A 12984-nucleotide genomic window follows, 5' to 3' on the forward strand; every position below is an offset into this window, starting at 1 on the left:
GGCGCGCAGGCAGTGCGCGTACGTCATCGCGCACATCGCGCAACCCCGCCCTGGCCGCTGCCGAGGGCGCCGCTGCCGACGCGGCCGCCCTCTTTCGCGAAGGTGGAGAAGATGTCCTGGCTCATCAGAAGTCCCACTCCGCGTCGTCGTCCACCGGAGTCCCGGTCTGCGGGACGGTGGCGAAGGAGGCGCCCGCCATGCCGGCGGTGAGTGTGGTGCCGTCGGCCGGGTCGATGAGGAGGAAGGAGCCGGTGCGGCGGGAGTCGGCGTAGGCGTCGAGTGCGAGGGGTTCTGCGGTGCGGACGACGACGCGGCCGATGTCGTTGGCGATGAGTTGTCCGGGGGCGGGGTGCTGGGAGAGGTCGTCGAGGGTGAGCCGGGAGGGGATGTCCTTGACGATCGCCTTGACGGTGCGGGTGGTGTGCTTGAGCAGTACCCGCTGGCCCACGGTGAGTGGCTGGTCCGCGACGTGGCAGACGGTTGCCTCGACGTCCTGGGTGATGGCGGGTGCGTCGCCGGCCGGGGCTATCAGGTCGCCGCGTGACACGTCGATGTCGTCGGTCAGGCGGAGCGTGACCGACTGGGGTGCCCAGGCGATGTCCACGCTGTCGCCGAGCAGGTCGATTCCGGCGATGGTGGAGGTGCGGCCGGAGGGCAGGACGGTGACGGGTTCGCCGACGCGGAACACTCCGGCGGCGATCTGGCCGGCGTAGCCGCGGTAGTCGGGGTGCTCGGCGGTCTGCGGCCGGATGACGTACTGGACGGGGAAGCGGGCGTGGCAGGCGGTGAGGTCGTGGCTGACCGGGACTGTTTCCAGGTGCTCCAGAACGGTCGGGCCGCCGTACCAGTCCATGTTCGCGGAGGGCTCCACGACGTTGTCACCGGCCAGTGCGGAGATCGGGATCGCGGTGATCTCCGGGACGCCGAGGGAGGCCGCGTAGGCGGTGAACTCCTTGGCGATGGCGGCGAAGACCGGCTCCGCGTAGTCGACCAGGTCCATTTTGTTCACGGCCAGTACGACGTGCGGGACGCGCAGCAGTGCGGCGACGGCGGCGTGCCGGCGGGTCTGCTCGACGACCCCGTTGCGGGCGTCGACCAGGACGACGGCCAGCTCGGCGGTGGAGGCGCCGGTGACCATGTTGCGGGTGTACTGCACATGGCCCGGGGTGTCGGCCAGGATGAACCGGCGCCGGGTGGTGGCGAAGTAGCGGTAGGCGACATCGATGGTGATGCCCTGCTCGCGCTCGGCCCGCAGCCCGTCGGTCAGCAGTGCCAGGTCCGGCGCGTCCTGGCCGCGCTTGCGGGATGCGTCCTGGACGGCTTCCAGCTGGTCGGTGAGGACCGACTTGGAGTCGTGGAGGAGCCGTCCCACGAGGGTGGACTTGCCGTCGTCGACGGATCCGGCGGTGGCGAAGCGCAGCAGGGTGGTGGTCGACAGCTGGTCGGCCAGCTGGGTGGGTGTGGTCATTTTAGAAGTACCCCTCGCGCTTACGGTCTTCCATCGCGGCCTCGGACATCTTGTCGTCGGCGCGGGTCGCGCCCCGCTCGGTGAGGCGGGAGGCGGCGATCTCGGTGATCACGGCGTCCAGGGTGGTGGCGTCGGAGTCGACGGCGCCGGTGCAGGACATGTCGCCGACCGTGCGGTAGCGGACCTGGCGGGTTTCGACTGTTTCGTGGTCCTTGGGGCCGCCCCAGTCGCCCGCGGTCAGCCACATGCCGGAGCGGTTGAAGACCTCGCGTTCGTGGGCGAAGTAGATCCGGGGGAGTTCGATGCCCTCGCGCTCGATGTACTGCCACACGTCGAGTTCGGTCCAGTTGGAGATCGGGAAGACCCGGACGTGCTCGCCCGCGGCGTGGCGGCCGTTGTAGAGCTGCCACAGTTCGGGGCGCTGGCGGCGCGGGTCCCACTGGGAGAACTCGTCGCGCAGCGAGAAGACCCGTTCCTTGGCGCGGGCCTTCTCCTCGTCGCGGCGGCCGCCGCCGAACACGGCGTCGAAGCGGTGCTGCTGGATCGCCTCGGTCAGCGGCACGGTCTGCAGCGGGTTGCGGGTGCCGTCGGGGCGCTCGCGGAGCTTCCCGGCGTCGATGTACTCCTGGACGGAGGCGACATGGAGACGCAGTCCGTGCTCGGCGACCGTGCGGTCGCGGTACTCCAGGACCTCGGGGAAGTTGTGCCCGGTGTCCACGTGCAGCAGCGTGAACGGCACCGGCGCGGGCGCGAACGCCTTGAGTGCCAGGTGCAGCATCAGGATCGAGTCCTTGCCGCCGGAGAACAGGATCACCGGCCGCTCGAACTCCCCCGCCACCTCACGGAAGATGTGCACCGCCTCGGACTCCAGCGAATCCAGGTGGCTGAGTGCGTACGGATTGGCGGTGCCTTCCGACACAGTCGCGACGGTCGTCACGCTGCACCCCTCTCGCTCAGCAGCGCGTACAGCTCCGCCGCGGACTCCTGCACGGTCTGCTGGTGCGACTCGATCCGCAGGTCGGGCGACTCGGGCGCCTCGTAGGGGTCGTCCACCCCGGTCAGCCCGCTGATCTCGCCCGCCGCCTGCTTGGCGTAGAGCCCCTTCACATCGCGTACGGAGCACACCTCGACCGGAGTGGCGACATGCACCTCCAGATACGCGGTGCCCTCGGCCTGGTGCCGCTTGCGGACCGCGTCACGGCTGTCCGCGTACGGGGCGATGACCGGGACCAGCACCTTCACGCCGTTGGCCGCCAGCAGTTCGGCGACGAAGCCGATCCGCTGGACGTTGGTGTGCCGGTCCTCGCGGGTGAAGCCGAGGCCCGCGGAGAGGAACTCGCGGATCTCGTCGCCGTCGAGCACCTCCACCCGGTGACCCTCGCCGCGCAGCCGCCCGGCGAGTTCGTACGCGATGGTGGTCTTGCCCGCGCTCGGCAGACCGGTCAGCCAGACGGTGGCTCCCGTCTCCGTCACGCTCATCGAAGTCTCCTGATCAGTCGTCATCAGTCGTGCAGCCCGCATTCGGTCTTGCCGCGCCCGGCCCAGCGGCCGGCCCGTGCGTCCTCGCCCTCCAGCACCCGGCGGGTACAGGGAGCACAGCCTACGGAGGCGTAACCGTCCATCAACAGCGGGTTGGTGAGCACCCCGTGCTCGGCGACGTACGCGTCGACTTCGTCCTGGGTCCAGCGGGCGATCGGCGAGACCTTGACCTTCTGCCGCTTCTCGTCCCAGCCGACCACCGGCGTGTTCGCCCGGGTGGGGGAGTCGTCGCGGCGCAGCCCGGTGGCCCAGGCCGTGTACGAGGTCAGTCCCTCTTCGAGGGGCTTGACCTTGCGCAGCTTGCAGCAGAGGTCCGGGTCGCGGTCGTGCAGCTTCGCCCCGTACTCGGCGTCCTGCTCGGCCACGGTCTGGCGCGGCGTCAGCGTGATGACGTTGACGTCCATCACCGCCTCCACCGCGTCACGCGTGCCGATCGTCTCGGGGAAGTGGTAACCCGTGTCGAGGAAGACCACGTCCACCCCGGGCAGGGCGCGGGAGGCGAGGTGGGCGACGACCGCGTCCTCCATCGACGACGTCACGCAGAACCGCTTGCCGAACGTCTCGGTGGCCCACTGGAGGATCTCCAGTGCGGAGGCGTCCTCCAGCTCCCGGCCCGCACGCGTCGCCAGGTCCTTGAGCTCGGCCGCGGAGCGTTCCCTGGTCTGCAGAGTGTCCGTCATATCCCGTCCCCTTCACCGTCGTTGCGCTGCAGTCCCCGGGCCAGCAGGCCCAGGAACTTCAGCTGGAACGCCCGGTTGCAGGAGGTGCATTCCCAAGCCCCGTGCCCTGCCTCGTGCGGGCGCAGGTCCTCGTCGCCGCAGTAGGGGCAGTGGAAAGGCGCGGCGCGTTCGCTCATGACAGCGACTCCGCACTGGCCCTGGCCGCCCAGGTCGCGAAGCGTTCGTCGTCCTCGCGCTCCGCCTGGAACTTCTCCAGGACCCGCTCGACGTAGTCGGGCAGTTCGGCCGAAGTGACCTTCAGGCCGCGGACCTTGCGGCCGAATCCGGCCTCCAGGCCGAGTGCGCCGCCGAGGTGCACCTGGTAGCCCTCCACCTGGTTGCCCTCGTCGTCCAGCATGAGCTGGCCCTTGAGGCCGATGTCCGCGGTCTGGATGCGGGCGCAGGCGTTGGGGCAGCCGTTGATGTTGATGGTGAGCGGCTCGTCGAACTCCGGGAGGCGGCGCTCCAGTTCGTCGATGAGCGCGGCGCCGCGCGCCTTGGTCTCGACGATCGCCAGCTTGCAGTACTCGATGCCCGTGCAGGCCATCGTGCCGCGGCGGAACGAGGACGGCTTCACCTGGAAGCCGAGCGCCTCCAGGCCGGCGGACAGGGACTCGACCCGGTCCTGCTCCACATCGAGAATGATCATCTTCTGCTCGACGGTGGTGCGCACCCGGCCGGAGCCGTGCGCCTCGGCGAGTTCGGCGATCTTGGCGAGGGTGGAGCCGTCGACCCGTCCGACCCGGGGCGCGAAACCGACGTAGAAGCGTCCGTCCTGCTGCGGGTGGACGCCGATGTGGTCGCGCCAGCGGCTGCTCGGCTCCGCGGGCGCGGGTCCGTCCAGCATCGGGCGCTTGAGGTACTCGTCCTCCAGCACCTGGCGGAACTTCGCGACACCCCAGTCGGCGACCAGGAACTTCAGCCGGGCGCGGTTGCGGAGCCGGCGGTAACCGTAGTCGCGGAAGATTCCCACGACACCGGCCCACACGTCCGCGACCTCGTCCAACGGGACCCAGGCGCCCAGGCGTTCGGCCAGTCGCGGGTTGGTGGAGAGGCCGCCGCCGACCCAGAGGTCGAAGCCGGGGCCGTGCTCGGGGTGTTCGACGCCGACGAACGCGATGTCGTTGATCTCGTGCACCACGTCCTGCACCGGGGAGCCGGAGATGGCGGTCTTGAACTTGCGCGGCAGGTTGGAGAACTCCGGACTGCCGATGTAGCGCTCGTGGATCTCGTCCAGCGCCGAGGTGCCGTCGATGATCTCGTCGGCGGCGATGCCCGCCACCGGGGAGCCGATCATCGTGCGGGGGCAGTCACCGCACGCCTCGGTGGTGGAGAGGCCGACGGCCTCCAGCTTCTCCCAGATCGCCGGGACGTCCTCGATGCGGATCCAGTGCATCTGGACGTTCTGACGGTCCGTGATGTCCGCGCTGCCGCGGGCGTACTCCTCGGAGATCTCGCCGATGACGCGCAGCTGCGTGGTGGTCAGCCTGCCGCCGTCGATGCGGACCCGCATCATGAAGTACTTGTCCTCGAGCTCCTCGGGCTCCAGGACCGCGGTCTTCCCGCCGTCGATACCGGCCCGCCGCTGGGTGTACAGGCCCCACCAACGCATGCGTCCGCGGAGGTCGTTGGGGTCGATCGAGTCGAACCCGCGCTTGGAGTAGATCGTCTCAATGCGTGTCCGCACGTTGAGACTGTCGTCGTCCTTCTTGAACTGCTCATTGCCGTTGAGCGGGGTGTAGTGCCCCAGCGCCCACTGGCCTTCGCCACGGTGGCGTCCTGCCTTGCGGCGGGGCGTGGCGGGCGCGGGCTGTTCCGGGGTAGCGGCCATGACAGTACGTCCTTCGGGACTACAGGAGGGCGGCTCTGAACTGCACACTCGCGAGGAGGCGCGGCGGTGCGCAGGATTTGCAGAGAAAGGTTGATCGCGGCGGTGCTGTGACTCTCAGCTCGCCGGACAGATGGCGCTGGACATGCGGCCGAGGTCGACGTGGCGTCGACTCACCAAGGCAATTCCAGTTCCAGGCATGACGGAAGCGTGTCACGCGGGTCTCGGAGCAGTCCACCACTATCCATGATGTGGACGAGAGTGTCCCGACAGGTGAGACGATGTGGCGCCCGTCACTTCAATGACGGGCGCCAGGTGGCCGGAAAACCGGACAACCGTGTGCATTTCTTACGAAGGATTCCCGCAGGGTCTACGGAAGCGGCGTCCGGCCGGATTCCGGCCACGGACCCGGGGTGGCGACCTCGGGCTCCAGCTCCGTCCTGGTGTCGAACAGCCGGAAGCCGCGGCGCTGATAGTTGCCCATGGCGTGCGGCCCGTCCTTGGAGCAGGTGTGCACCCACACCCGCTTCGTCGCGGGCCGCTCGGGCCACCGCTCCGCCAGGTCCCAGGCGCGCGCGACCCCGTACGAGAGCAGATGCCCGCCGATCCGGCGTCCACGGAAGGCCGGGAGGAGGCCGAAGTACATGATCTCGACCACGCCGTCGTCCTGCGGGTCCAGCTCCACGTATCCGGCCGGCGACCCGTTGGCGTACGCCACCCACGTCTCCGCGCCCGGCCGGTCCAGCACTTCCTGCCACTGCGCGTACGTCATCGACAGCCGGTCCGTCCACTGGATGTCGCCGCCGACCGCCGTGTAGAGGAACCGGCTGAACTCCGGCAGCGGCACCTCGGACCGGACGATCCGTACGTCCGAATCCGGCACGGCCGAGGGCCGCAGATCGTCGGGGGAGGTCTGCTCCAGGGACCAGACGGTCACCTCGGCGAGGGCGGGGTCGGATGGACGCTCGGGGTTGCTCATGACTGCCAGAAAACCATGCCCCACGGCCCCGGCCCAAGCCGGGACCACGGAGCGGACGCCCAGGACCTGCGGGAACACCGCTCAGGAGGCGCTGCGCGCCGCCACCACCACGGGGGCCTTCGACCGCGGCAGCAGATCGCCCGGGTGCTCCGGACGGATCACCTCCACTTCCACCCCTTCCCCGAAGCGGTACGGGCGGTGCGCCAGTACCTCCGCGAGATGGCGCCGCAGTCGCGAGATCTCGGCCCGGACCGTCACCGTCCTGGTCGGGTCGCCGAAGAGGTCCTCCGCCAGCTCGGACGCCGTACGCCCCTCCGGGTGCAGCGCCAGCGCGTAGAGCAGCTCGGCGTGGCGCGGGGAGAGCCGCTGCGTCCACGTGCCCACCGGGCTCACCACATTCACGGCGAGGCTGCGCGGCAGGCTCAGATCGAGCACGACCCGGCGCGGCGGGCTGTCCAGCGCCCCGTCCGCCACCTGCACCAGCCAGCCGCCCTGCAGCGGCTCCACCCGGCACATCCCGAGCGAGGGCAGCCACACCCGGCCCGGCTGCAGCGACTTCGGCAGCGGCAGCCGGTCCACCGGAGGCATCCCGGTGACCGCGGCCAGCCAGCCGTTGCTGTCCACCGCCAGGGCCCGGCCCCCCAGCCGGCACAGCATCGGCGCCGCCACCGAGCGCAGCCGGTCGATCGACTGCAGGTGCTGGGTCCTGATCTCGCTCTCGGCCAGCCGGGCCACCGAGCCGACCAGGGCGAGCGTCGTCGGATGGAAGGTGCTCGCCGGACCACTGATATCGACGATCCCCATCAGCCGGCCGTCCCGCGGATCGCGCACCGGGGCCGCCGCGCACGTCCACCCGTGCAGACTGCGGACGAAGTGCTCCGCGGAGTGGACCTGCACAGGGGCGCGCGAGGCGAGCGCGGTACCGATCGCGTTGGTGCCCGTGATCGCCTCGGACCAGGCGGCGCCCTCGGCCAGGCAGATGTTGTCCGCCAGACGCAGCACTCCCGTGTTGCCCTGGCGCCACAGCACCCGGCCCTCCACATCGGTGACCACCATGATCTGCTGCGAGGCGTCCGCGATGCTCACCAGGCCGTCGCTGAGCAGCGGCATCACCTCGCCCAGCGTGGAACTGCGACGCCGGTGCTCGACCTCGTCCAGCTCCAGCAGGATGCTGTGGGTGGTCTGTTCCGGATCGATCCCGCTGCGCAGCACCCGGTCCCACGAGGCCCCGATCTCTGCCCGCGGTGCGGTGGGCATCCGGTCGCCCGCCATCCTCGCCTCGCGGGCCCGGTGGACCAGGCGGTTGGCCCGGCCGGACTCCTGGGCAGCGAGCCGCATCACGTCGACAGGACTCGTCTCCATGCCGGATTCCCCCCTCATGACTGTGCCGGGCCCCGGTCAAGGAGCCGCGGCACCCATCCTGCCGCTGCGGGAGCCCCGGCACCGCAACTCCACACAATGGTTGCAACCCTCTGCAACTCTGGCGACGGCCGCGCGACCGTACAAGAGTGACGGAACACCGAACGGCAGGGTTTCGGCCCCGAAGTCCGGTGTGTACAGCATGGGGGGTGGTGCCGTGTCGGCGCAGCACCACCCCCTGTTGCTGCCCGGATGCCGTTCAGGTCAACGCTCCACGGGCCGCGCCCGTTCAACGACCGATGCCAGATCCAGGCTGTGCGGCAGCGTCCCGAACGCCGAGCCCCGGTCACCGCCCAGGCGTGACGCGCAGAACGCGTCGGCGACCTCCGGCGGAGCCCAGCGCACCAGCAGCGAACCCTGCAGCACCAGCGCCATCCGCTCCACGAGCCGGCGGGCCCGCGCCTCGATCCCCTCCAGGTCGGCGAGCTCGGTCAGCATGTCCTTGATCGCCCGGTCGAGCCGGTGGTCGGCGCCCCGCGCCCGTCCCACCTCCTGGAGGAACGCGTTCAGCGCCAGCGGCTCGTGCTGCAGGGCGCGCAGGACGTCCAGGGCCTGGACATTCCCCGAGCCCTCCCAGATCGAGTTGAGCGGCGCCTCGCGCAGCAGCCGCGGCATCCCCGACTCCTCCACGTAGCCGTTGCCGCCCAGGCATTCGAGCGCCTCGGCCACCAGTGGGGTGCACCGCTTCGTCACCCAGTACTTCGCCGTGGGCACCGCGATCCGCAGGAACGCCGACTCGCCCTCCGTCCCGGCGTCGTACGCGGCCGCGAGCCGCATCGCCAGCACCGTCGCGGCCTCGGACTCCAGCGCCAGATCGGCCAGCACGTTGCGCATCAGCGGCTTGTCGACCAGCACCCCGCCGAACGCGCTGCGGTACGTGGCGTGGTGGACCGCCTGCGCCACCGCCTGCCGCATCAGCGCCGCCGAGCCGGTCACACAGTCCAGCCGGGTCGCCGCCACCATGTCGATGATGGTGCGCACCCCGCGCCCCTCCTCACCGATCCTGCGCACCCACGTACCGTCGAACTCGACCTCGGCGGAGGCATTGGACCGGTTGCCCAGCTTGTCCTTGAGCCGCTGGATCGCGAACACGTTGCGCGTGCCGTCGGGCAGCACCCGGGGGAGCAGGAAACACGTCAGCCCGCCGGGGGCCTGCGCCAGCACCAGGAACCCGTCGGACATCGGGGCCGAGCAGAACCACTTGTGCCCGGTGAGCAGGTACTCCCCCTCACCCGCCAGCGGCTCTGCCCGCGTCGTGTTGGACCGCACGTCCGTGCCGCCCTGCTTCTCCGTCATGCCCATCCCGAGGAGCGCCCCGGTCTTCTGCCCGGCCGGCCGCAGTTCCTCCTCGTACACGTGCGAGGTCAGCAGCGGCTCCCACTCCGCCGCCACGGCCGGATCGGTCCGCAGCGCGGGCACCGCCGCGTGCGTCATCGAGAGCGGGCAGCCGTGGCCCGCCTCGGCCTGCGTCCACACCAGGAAGCCGGCGGCCCGGCGCACATGCCCGCCCGGCCGGTCCCAGGCATCGGTCAGGCCGGCGGTGACGGCATGGCCGAGCAGCCGGTGCCAGGCCGGGTGGAACTCCACCTCGTCGATGCGGTGCCCGTAGCGGTCGTGGGTGCGCAGTCTCGGCGGATTGTCGTTGGCCTGCGCTCCCCACTCCGCGGCCTGGGCGGACCCGGCGGACCGGCCGAGCTCGGCGAGCCCGTCCCGCGCGTCGTCGAGCAGCTCAGCCGGGAGGTGCCGTTCCACGGCTTCGGTGAGCACCCGGTCCGCGCCGAAGACGTCGTAGCCGAGGAGAGGAGGGGCCTGGTTGGACACTGTGTGGGTGGTGGCTGCCATGCCGCTACGGTATGGACGTGCAGGCAGCAAATGAAACACCCGAGCGGTCACCGGGCCGGCTCCACCGGGCCAGAGTGCTCTATCGCAACGTGTCCAAGCGGCAACTGGCCTGGCAGTTGCTGAAGGACACCGTAAATTCGTGCATGGAGTACCGCATTCTGGGACTCGCCGCCGAGGCGGCGTTCTTCACCCTGCTGTCCCTGCCTCCGCTGCTCCTCGGACTGATCGGCCTGCTCGGCTACGTCGACGAGTGGACCAGCACCGCGACGGTCGCCTCCATCGAGCGCAACATCCTGAGCGCCGCCCATACGGTGCTCTCCGAGCGCGGCGTCAACGACTTCGCCAAACCGCTCCTGGCGGATGTCACCACCGGGGCCCGGCCCGACGTCATCTCGATCGGTTTCGCGATCGCGCTCTGGTCCGGTTCACGCGCGGTCAACGTCTTCATCGACACGATCACCGTGATGTACGGGCTCGACGGCCAGCGCGGCATCGTCAAGACCCGGATGCTCGCCTTCCTGCTGTACGTGGTGGCGCTGCTGCTGGGCGCGGTCGTGCTGCCGCTCCTGGTGGTCGGCCCCGACCGGGTCGTGGAGTTCATCCCCTGGGGCACCGAGGTCATAAGCGTCCTGTACTGGCCGCTGGTGATACTGCTGTCCATCGCCTTCCTGACGACGCTCTACCACGTGTCCGTCCCCGTCCGCTCCCCGTGGATCGAGGACATGCCGGGCGCCCTGATGGCGCTGGCGATGTGGGTGCTCGGCAGCTTCCTGCTGCGGATCTACCTCACCAGTACGGTCGAGGGGCCCACGATCTACGGTTCGCTGGCCGCCCCCATCGCGGTACTGCTGTGGATCGGCATCTCCGCGTTCGCGGTGCTGGTGGGCGCCGCGGTCAACGCGGCCATCGACCGGGTGTGGCCGTCGGTGGCGACAGCGGCGGCCCGTGCCGCCAACGACCGGGTACGCGTGGCCCAGGCGGCCGAGTTCGTGGCCCGCACCCAGGCGGAGAGCTGGGACGGCGGCCCGGACGACGACGGGGACGACGGCGACAGCCCGTACATGCCGTCCGAGTTCCCGGAACGGTGGTCGCGGTTCCTGCCGCCGGACGACGTGAAGTCCCGGCTGCAGCCGAGCCGTGAGAAGGAGCCTGACAAGCCGCAGCCGCACGGCGAATGAGAGGCCGGCCGTCAGCCGGCGGCCGGGGCGGGCGACGCGGGCGGAGCCGCCGGCGGGGTCCCGGCGGACGAGCCCGGTGACCAGGACAGCTTGACCGTCAGATGGCCCTCCAGCGCGCTCTTGGCGATCACCGCGCCGGCCTCGGCGGTGATCTTCACACCGAACTCGAGCTCCACACCGTCCGGCTTCAGGGTGCCGTCCCGGAACACCGCGAGCGCCGACTCGGCCGCCGACCGGATGCCCTGGAGCGCCTCGTCGAAGGTGCGCTCCGCCCGGGCCAGCGCATGGCCGTCGCGCGCGACGAGCTGCGCACCCGGGGCATGCCGGTCGACCTCGACCGTCACCGTCTCGCCGCTGTCGGTGGTGAACTCCATCAGTGCCGCCATGACCGCCCCCGGGGTGCCGCGGTTCCGCCCGTTCTCCGTCAGTCGACGAGACTAGTGCCATGGGCGACAGGTACGAAGAGCGCGCGTCGCGGCTCGACGGTGCGAGGGTCTGGACCCTGACCGTGCCGCAGGGATCGGTCCACCCGGTGCTGCCCGACGGCTGCATGGATCTGCTGTGGATCGACGGCCGGCTGCTCGTCGCAGGCCCGGACACGCGTGCGGAACCACCGTCCGGCTCGGACGGCGGCAGCTACGCGGGCATCCGCTTCGCCCCCGGCACGGCGCCCGCCCTGCTGGGCGTACCGGCGCACGAACTGCGAGACCGCCGCGTGGCGCTGGCCGACCTGTGGCCGGCGGCGCTGGTCCGGGAGCTCACCGAGCAGGTCGCCGGGGCCGCCGACCCGGCTGCCGCGCTGGAGGACATCGCGGTGCGCCGGTCGGCGGACACCGCGCAGCCGGACCCGGCGATGCGGTTCGTCGCCGCGCAGCTGGACAGCGGCCGCACCGTCGCGCAGACGGCACAGACCGTCGGCCTCGGCGCCCGCCAGCTGCACCGCCGCTCGCTGGCCGCCTTCGGATACGGACCCAAGACGCTCGCCCGGGTGCTGCGGCTGCAACGGGCGCTGGCGCTCGTACGGGCAGGGACGCCGTACGCGGAGGCCGCGCTCGTGGCGGGCTGCGCCGACCAGGCCCACCTCGCGCGGGAGATGCGCGAACTGGCCGGCACCACCCTGACCGACTACTTCTCGGCGCCTTAGCAGCCGCCCCCGCGCTCGCCGGACGCCCGCTCCCAGGCCTCCGCGATCAACTCGTGCCGTGCGGATCCGCCCCCGCGCAACGTCCTCGTGCAGCCTCAGGGGTGGGCCGCGGCGAACAGCGACACCGCACAGCCGTCCGGGTCGAGCACCACCGCGTACCGCTGCCCCCACACCGCGTCCCACGGTTTCAGATGGCCCCGGTATCCGGCACCGGTCAGCTCGTCGTACACGGCGTCGACCTCCGCCGGGCTGTCGCAGAGGAAGGCGAGCCCGAGCCGCTCCCCGCCGTTCGTCCCGGCCCACTCCGGGTCGAAGGAGCGGACGACGTCCTCGGTGTCCCACAACAGGCGTCCGCCGCCGGGCAGTGTCACTTCGACATGGGGTGCGGATTCCGCGTCGGCGGGGATGTCGAGGCCGAGCCGGCGGTAGAAGGCGAGCGATGCGGCCAGATCCGCGGTGGTGATGGCGATCGCGTCGAGTCGTGGAGTCATGATCCGACGGTAGGCCGGATGCCGGCCCGCGGTCTTGAACGAATCGGTCATGTCCCCGCCCGCCTCGGGCGATGTCCGACCCGTGTCATGGATCGCCCGGTGGGGACGGGGCACGGACCGGAAGCTCCGTCCGGGCAACGAGGGGGTCAAGGGGGCGTGGCCAGGAACGGCACGGGGACGCATGGCCGCACAGGCACCTCTGGCGGTGGCCTGCGCGCTGCCGGCCTGGCAGGTGTGGATGCTCCTCCACGTCGGTTCCGGCCCGGAGGGGCCGCCGGCCCGGCTGGAGCCCCGCCGCCCCGCCCCGCGGGCGCTCGGGCTCGGGGCGGTGACGGCGGCGGTGCTGCTGACACTGGTACGGCTCACGGGCTGAGCGG

The 12984-nt window shown here is 71.0% G+C and carries 15 protein-coding genes; 3 read left to right on the forward strand and 12 right to left on the reverse strand.

The window, feature by feature from the left end:
* Positions 1–124 precede the first annotated feature (124 nt).
* From SH922_RS32295 to SH922_RS32340, 10 genes are all read right to left on the reverse strand, one after another.
* Positions 125–1468 carry a sulfate adenylyltransferase subunit 1 gene (locus tag SH922_RS32295; RefSeq protein WP_393062080.1) on the reverse strand — a complete coding sequence of 448 codons (1344 nt, stop codon included), beginning with the start codon at positions 1466–1468 and terminating at the stop codon, positions 125–127.
* A gap of 1 nt (position 1469) precedes the next feature.
* Positions 1470–2405 carry a sulfate adenylyltransferase subunit CysD gene (gene cysD / locus SH922_RS32300; RefSeq protein WP_393062082.1) on the reverse strand — a complete coding sequence of 312 codons (936 nt, stop codon included), beginning with the start codon at positions 2403–2405 and terminating at the stop codon, positions 1470–1472.
* Positions 2402–2971: an adenylyl-sulfate kinase gene (gene cysC, locus SH922_RS32305; RefSeq protein WP_148021567.1), complete on the reverse strand. Its 570-nt coding sequence runs from the start codon at positions 2969–2971 to the stop codon at positions 2402–2404. The genes cysD and cysC overlap by 4 nt, the downstream gene beginning before the upstream one ends.
* Complete coding sequence (locus SH922_RS32310) at positions 2971–3687, reverse strand: phosphoadenylyl-sulfate reductase (RefSeq protein WP_393062084.1); 717 nt, start codon at positions 3685–3687, stop codon at positions 2971–2973. The genes cysC and SH922_RS32310 overlap by 1 nt, the downstream gene beginning before the upstream one ends.
* On the reverse strand, positions 3684–3863 hold the full coding sequence (locus SH922_RS32315; RefSeq protein WP_393062086.1) for a hypothetical protein: 180 nt from the start codon (positions 3861–3863) through the stop codon (positions 3684–3686). The genes SH922_RS32310 and SH922_RS32315 overlap by 4 nt, the downstream gene beginning before the upstream one ends.
* Entirely contained in the window at positions 3860–5557 is a 1698-nt protein-coding gene (locus SH922_RS32320; RefSeq protein WP_393062088.1) for a nitrite/sulfite reductase, read from the reverse strand. Before SH922_RS32320 ends, SH922_RS32315 begins: the two co-directional genes overlap by 4 nt.
* 114 nt (positions 5558–5671) lie before the next feature.
* Entirely contained in the window at positions 5672–5755 is an 84-nt protein-coding gene (locus tag SH922_RS32325) for a putative leader peptide (protein WP_310739661.1), read from the reverse strand.
* Positions 5756–5924: 169 nt separating this feature from the next.
* Complete coding sequence (locus SH922_RS32330; protein ID WP_393062090.1) at positions 5925–6533, reverse strand: GNAT family N-acetyltransferase; 609 nt, start codon at positions 6531–6533, stop codon at positions 5925–5927.
* A gap of 81 nt (positions 6534–6614) precedes the next feature.
* The gene (locus SH922_RS32335) at positions 6615–7895 is read right to left on the reverse strand and encodes a GAF domain-containing protein (RefSeq protein ID WP_393062092.1); all 1281 of its coding nucleotides are present in this window, start codon (positions 7893–7895) and stop codon (positions 6615–6617) included.
* 261 nt (positions 7896–8156) lie between these two features.
* Positions 8157–9794 (reverse strand): acyl-CoA dehydrogenase family protein, encoded by a 1638-nt coding sequence (locus SH922_RS32340; RefSeq protein WP_393062093.1) that lies wholly within the window; start codon positions 9792–9794, stop codon positions 8157–8159.
* A gap of 74 nt (positions 9795–9868) precedes the next feature.
* On the opposite strand from SH922_RS32340, the gene SH922_RS32345 reads away from it, so the two are divergent.
* Positions 9869–10972 (forward strand): YihY/virulence factor BrkB family protein, encoded by a 1104-nt coding sequence (locus tag SH922_RS32345; RefSeq protein ID WP_393063750.1) that lies wholly within the window; start codon positions 9869–9871, stop codon positions 10970–10972.
* An 11-nt stretch (positions 10973–10983) separates the two neighbouring features.
* Here the strand turns inward: SH922_RS32345 and SH922_RS32350 are convergent, their stop codons facing one another.
* Complete coding sequence (locus SH922_RS32350; protein WP_393062094.1) at positions 10984–11358, reverse strand: CU044_2847 family protein; 375 nt, start codon at positions 11356–11358, stop codon at positions 10984–10986.
* Positions 11359–11417: 59 nt separating this feature from the next.
* Between SH922_RS32350 and SH922_RS32355 the strand changes: the two genes are divergently transcribed.
* Positions 11418–12116 (forward strand): DUF6597 domain-containing transcriptional factor, encoded by a 699-nt coding sequence (locus tag SH922_RS32355; RefSeq protein ID WP_393062095.1) that lies wholly within the window; start codon positions 11418–11420, stop codon positions 12114–12116.
* A 95-nt stretch (positions 12117–12211) separates the two neighbouring features.
* On the opposite strand, the gene SH922_RS32360 is transcribed toward SH922_RS32355, so the two are convergent.
* A complete protein-coding gene (locus SH922_RS32360; RefSeq protein ID WP_393062096.1) occupies positions 12212–12658 on the reverse strand; it encodes a VOC family protein in 447 nt (148 codons plus the stop codon).
* A 130-nt stretch (positions 12659–12788) separates the two neighbouring features.
* Here SH922_RS32360 and SH922_RS32365 point away from each other — a divergent pair, with 130 nt between their 5' ends.
* Positions 12789–12980 (forward strand): hypothetical protein, encoded by a 192-nt coding sequence (locus SH922_RS32365; protein WP_393062097.1) that lies wholly within the window; start codon positions 12789–12791, stop codon positions 12978–12980.
* Positions 12981–12984 lie beyond the last annotated feature (4 nt).

It is taken from the genome of Streptomyces sp. LN549, from assembly GCF_043203805.1.
Classification (GTDB): Bacteria; Actinomycetota; Actinomycetes; order Streptomycetales; family Streptomycetaceae; genus Streptomyces.

Excerpts from the sequence above, each read along its gene's own strand:
- SH922_RS32335 (WP_393062092.1), bottom strand. The coding sequence starts at position 7,895 with ATGGAGACGAGTCCTGTCGACGTGATGCGGCTCGCTGCCCAGGAGTCC.
- SH922_RS32350 (WP_393062094.1), bottom strand. The coding sequence starts at position 11,358 with ATGGCGGCACTGATGGAGTTCACCACCGACAGCGGCGAGACGGTGACG.
- SH922_RS32315 (WP_393062086.1), bottom strand. The coding sequence starts at position 3,863 with ATGAGCGAACGCGCCGCGCCTTTCCACTGCCCCTACTGCGGCGACGAG.
- SH922_RS32330 (WP_393062090.1), bottom strand. The coding sequence starts at position 6,533 with ATGAGCAACCCCGAGCGTCCATCCGACCCCGCCCTCGCCGAGGTGACC.
- cysC (WP_148021567.1), bottom strand. The coding sequence starts at position 2,971 with ATGACGACTGATCAGGAGACTTCGATGAGCGTGACGGAGACGGGAGCC.
- SH922_RS32310 (WP_393062084.1), bottom strand. The coding sequence starts at position 3,687 with ATGACGGACACTCTGCAGACCAGGGAACGCTCCGCGGCCGAGCTCAAG.
- SH922_RS32320 (WP_393062088.1), bottom strand. The coding sequence starts at position 5,557 with ATGGCCGCTACCCCGGAACAGCCCGCGCCCGCCACGCCCCGCCGCAAG.
- SH922_RS32360 (WP_393062096.1), bottom strand. The coding sequence starts at position 12,658 with ATGACCGATTCGTTCAAGACCGCGGGCCGGCATCCGGCCTACCGTCGG.
- SH922_RS32340 (WP_393062093.1), bottom strand. The coding sequence starts at position 9,794 with ATGGCAGCCACCACCCACACAGTGTCCAACCAGGCCCCTCCTCTCCTC.
- SH922_RS32365 (WP_393062097.1), top strand. The coding sequence starts at position 12,789 with ATGGCCGCACAGGCACCTCTGGCGGTGGCCTGCGCGCTGCCGGCCTGG.
- SH922_RS32295 (WP_393062080.1), bottom strand. The coding sequence starts at position 1,468 with ATGACCACACCCACCCAGCTGGCCGACCAGCTGTCGACCACCACCCTG.
- SH922_RS32355 (WP_393062095.1), top strand. The coding sequence starts at position 11,418 with ATGGGCGACAGGTACGAAGAGCGCGCGTCGCGGCTCGACGGTGCGAGG.
- SH922_RS32325 (WP_310739661.1), bottom strand. The coding sequence starts at position 5,755 with ATGCCTGGAACTGGAATTGCCTTGGTGAGTCGACGCCACGTCGACCTC.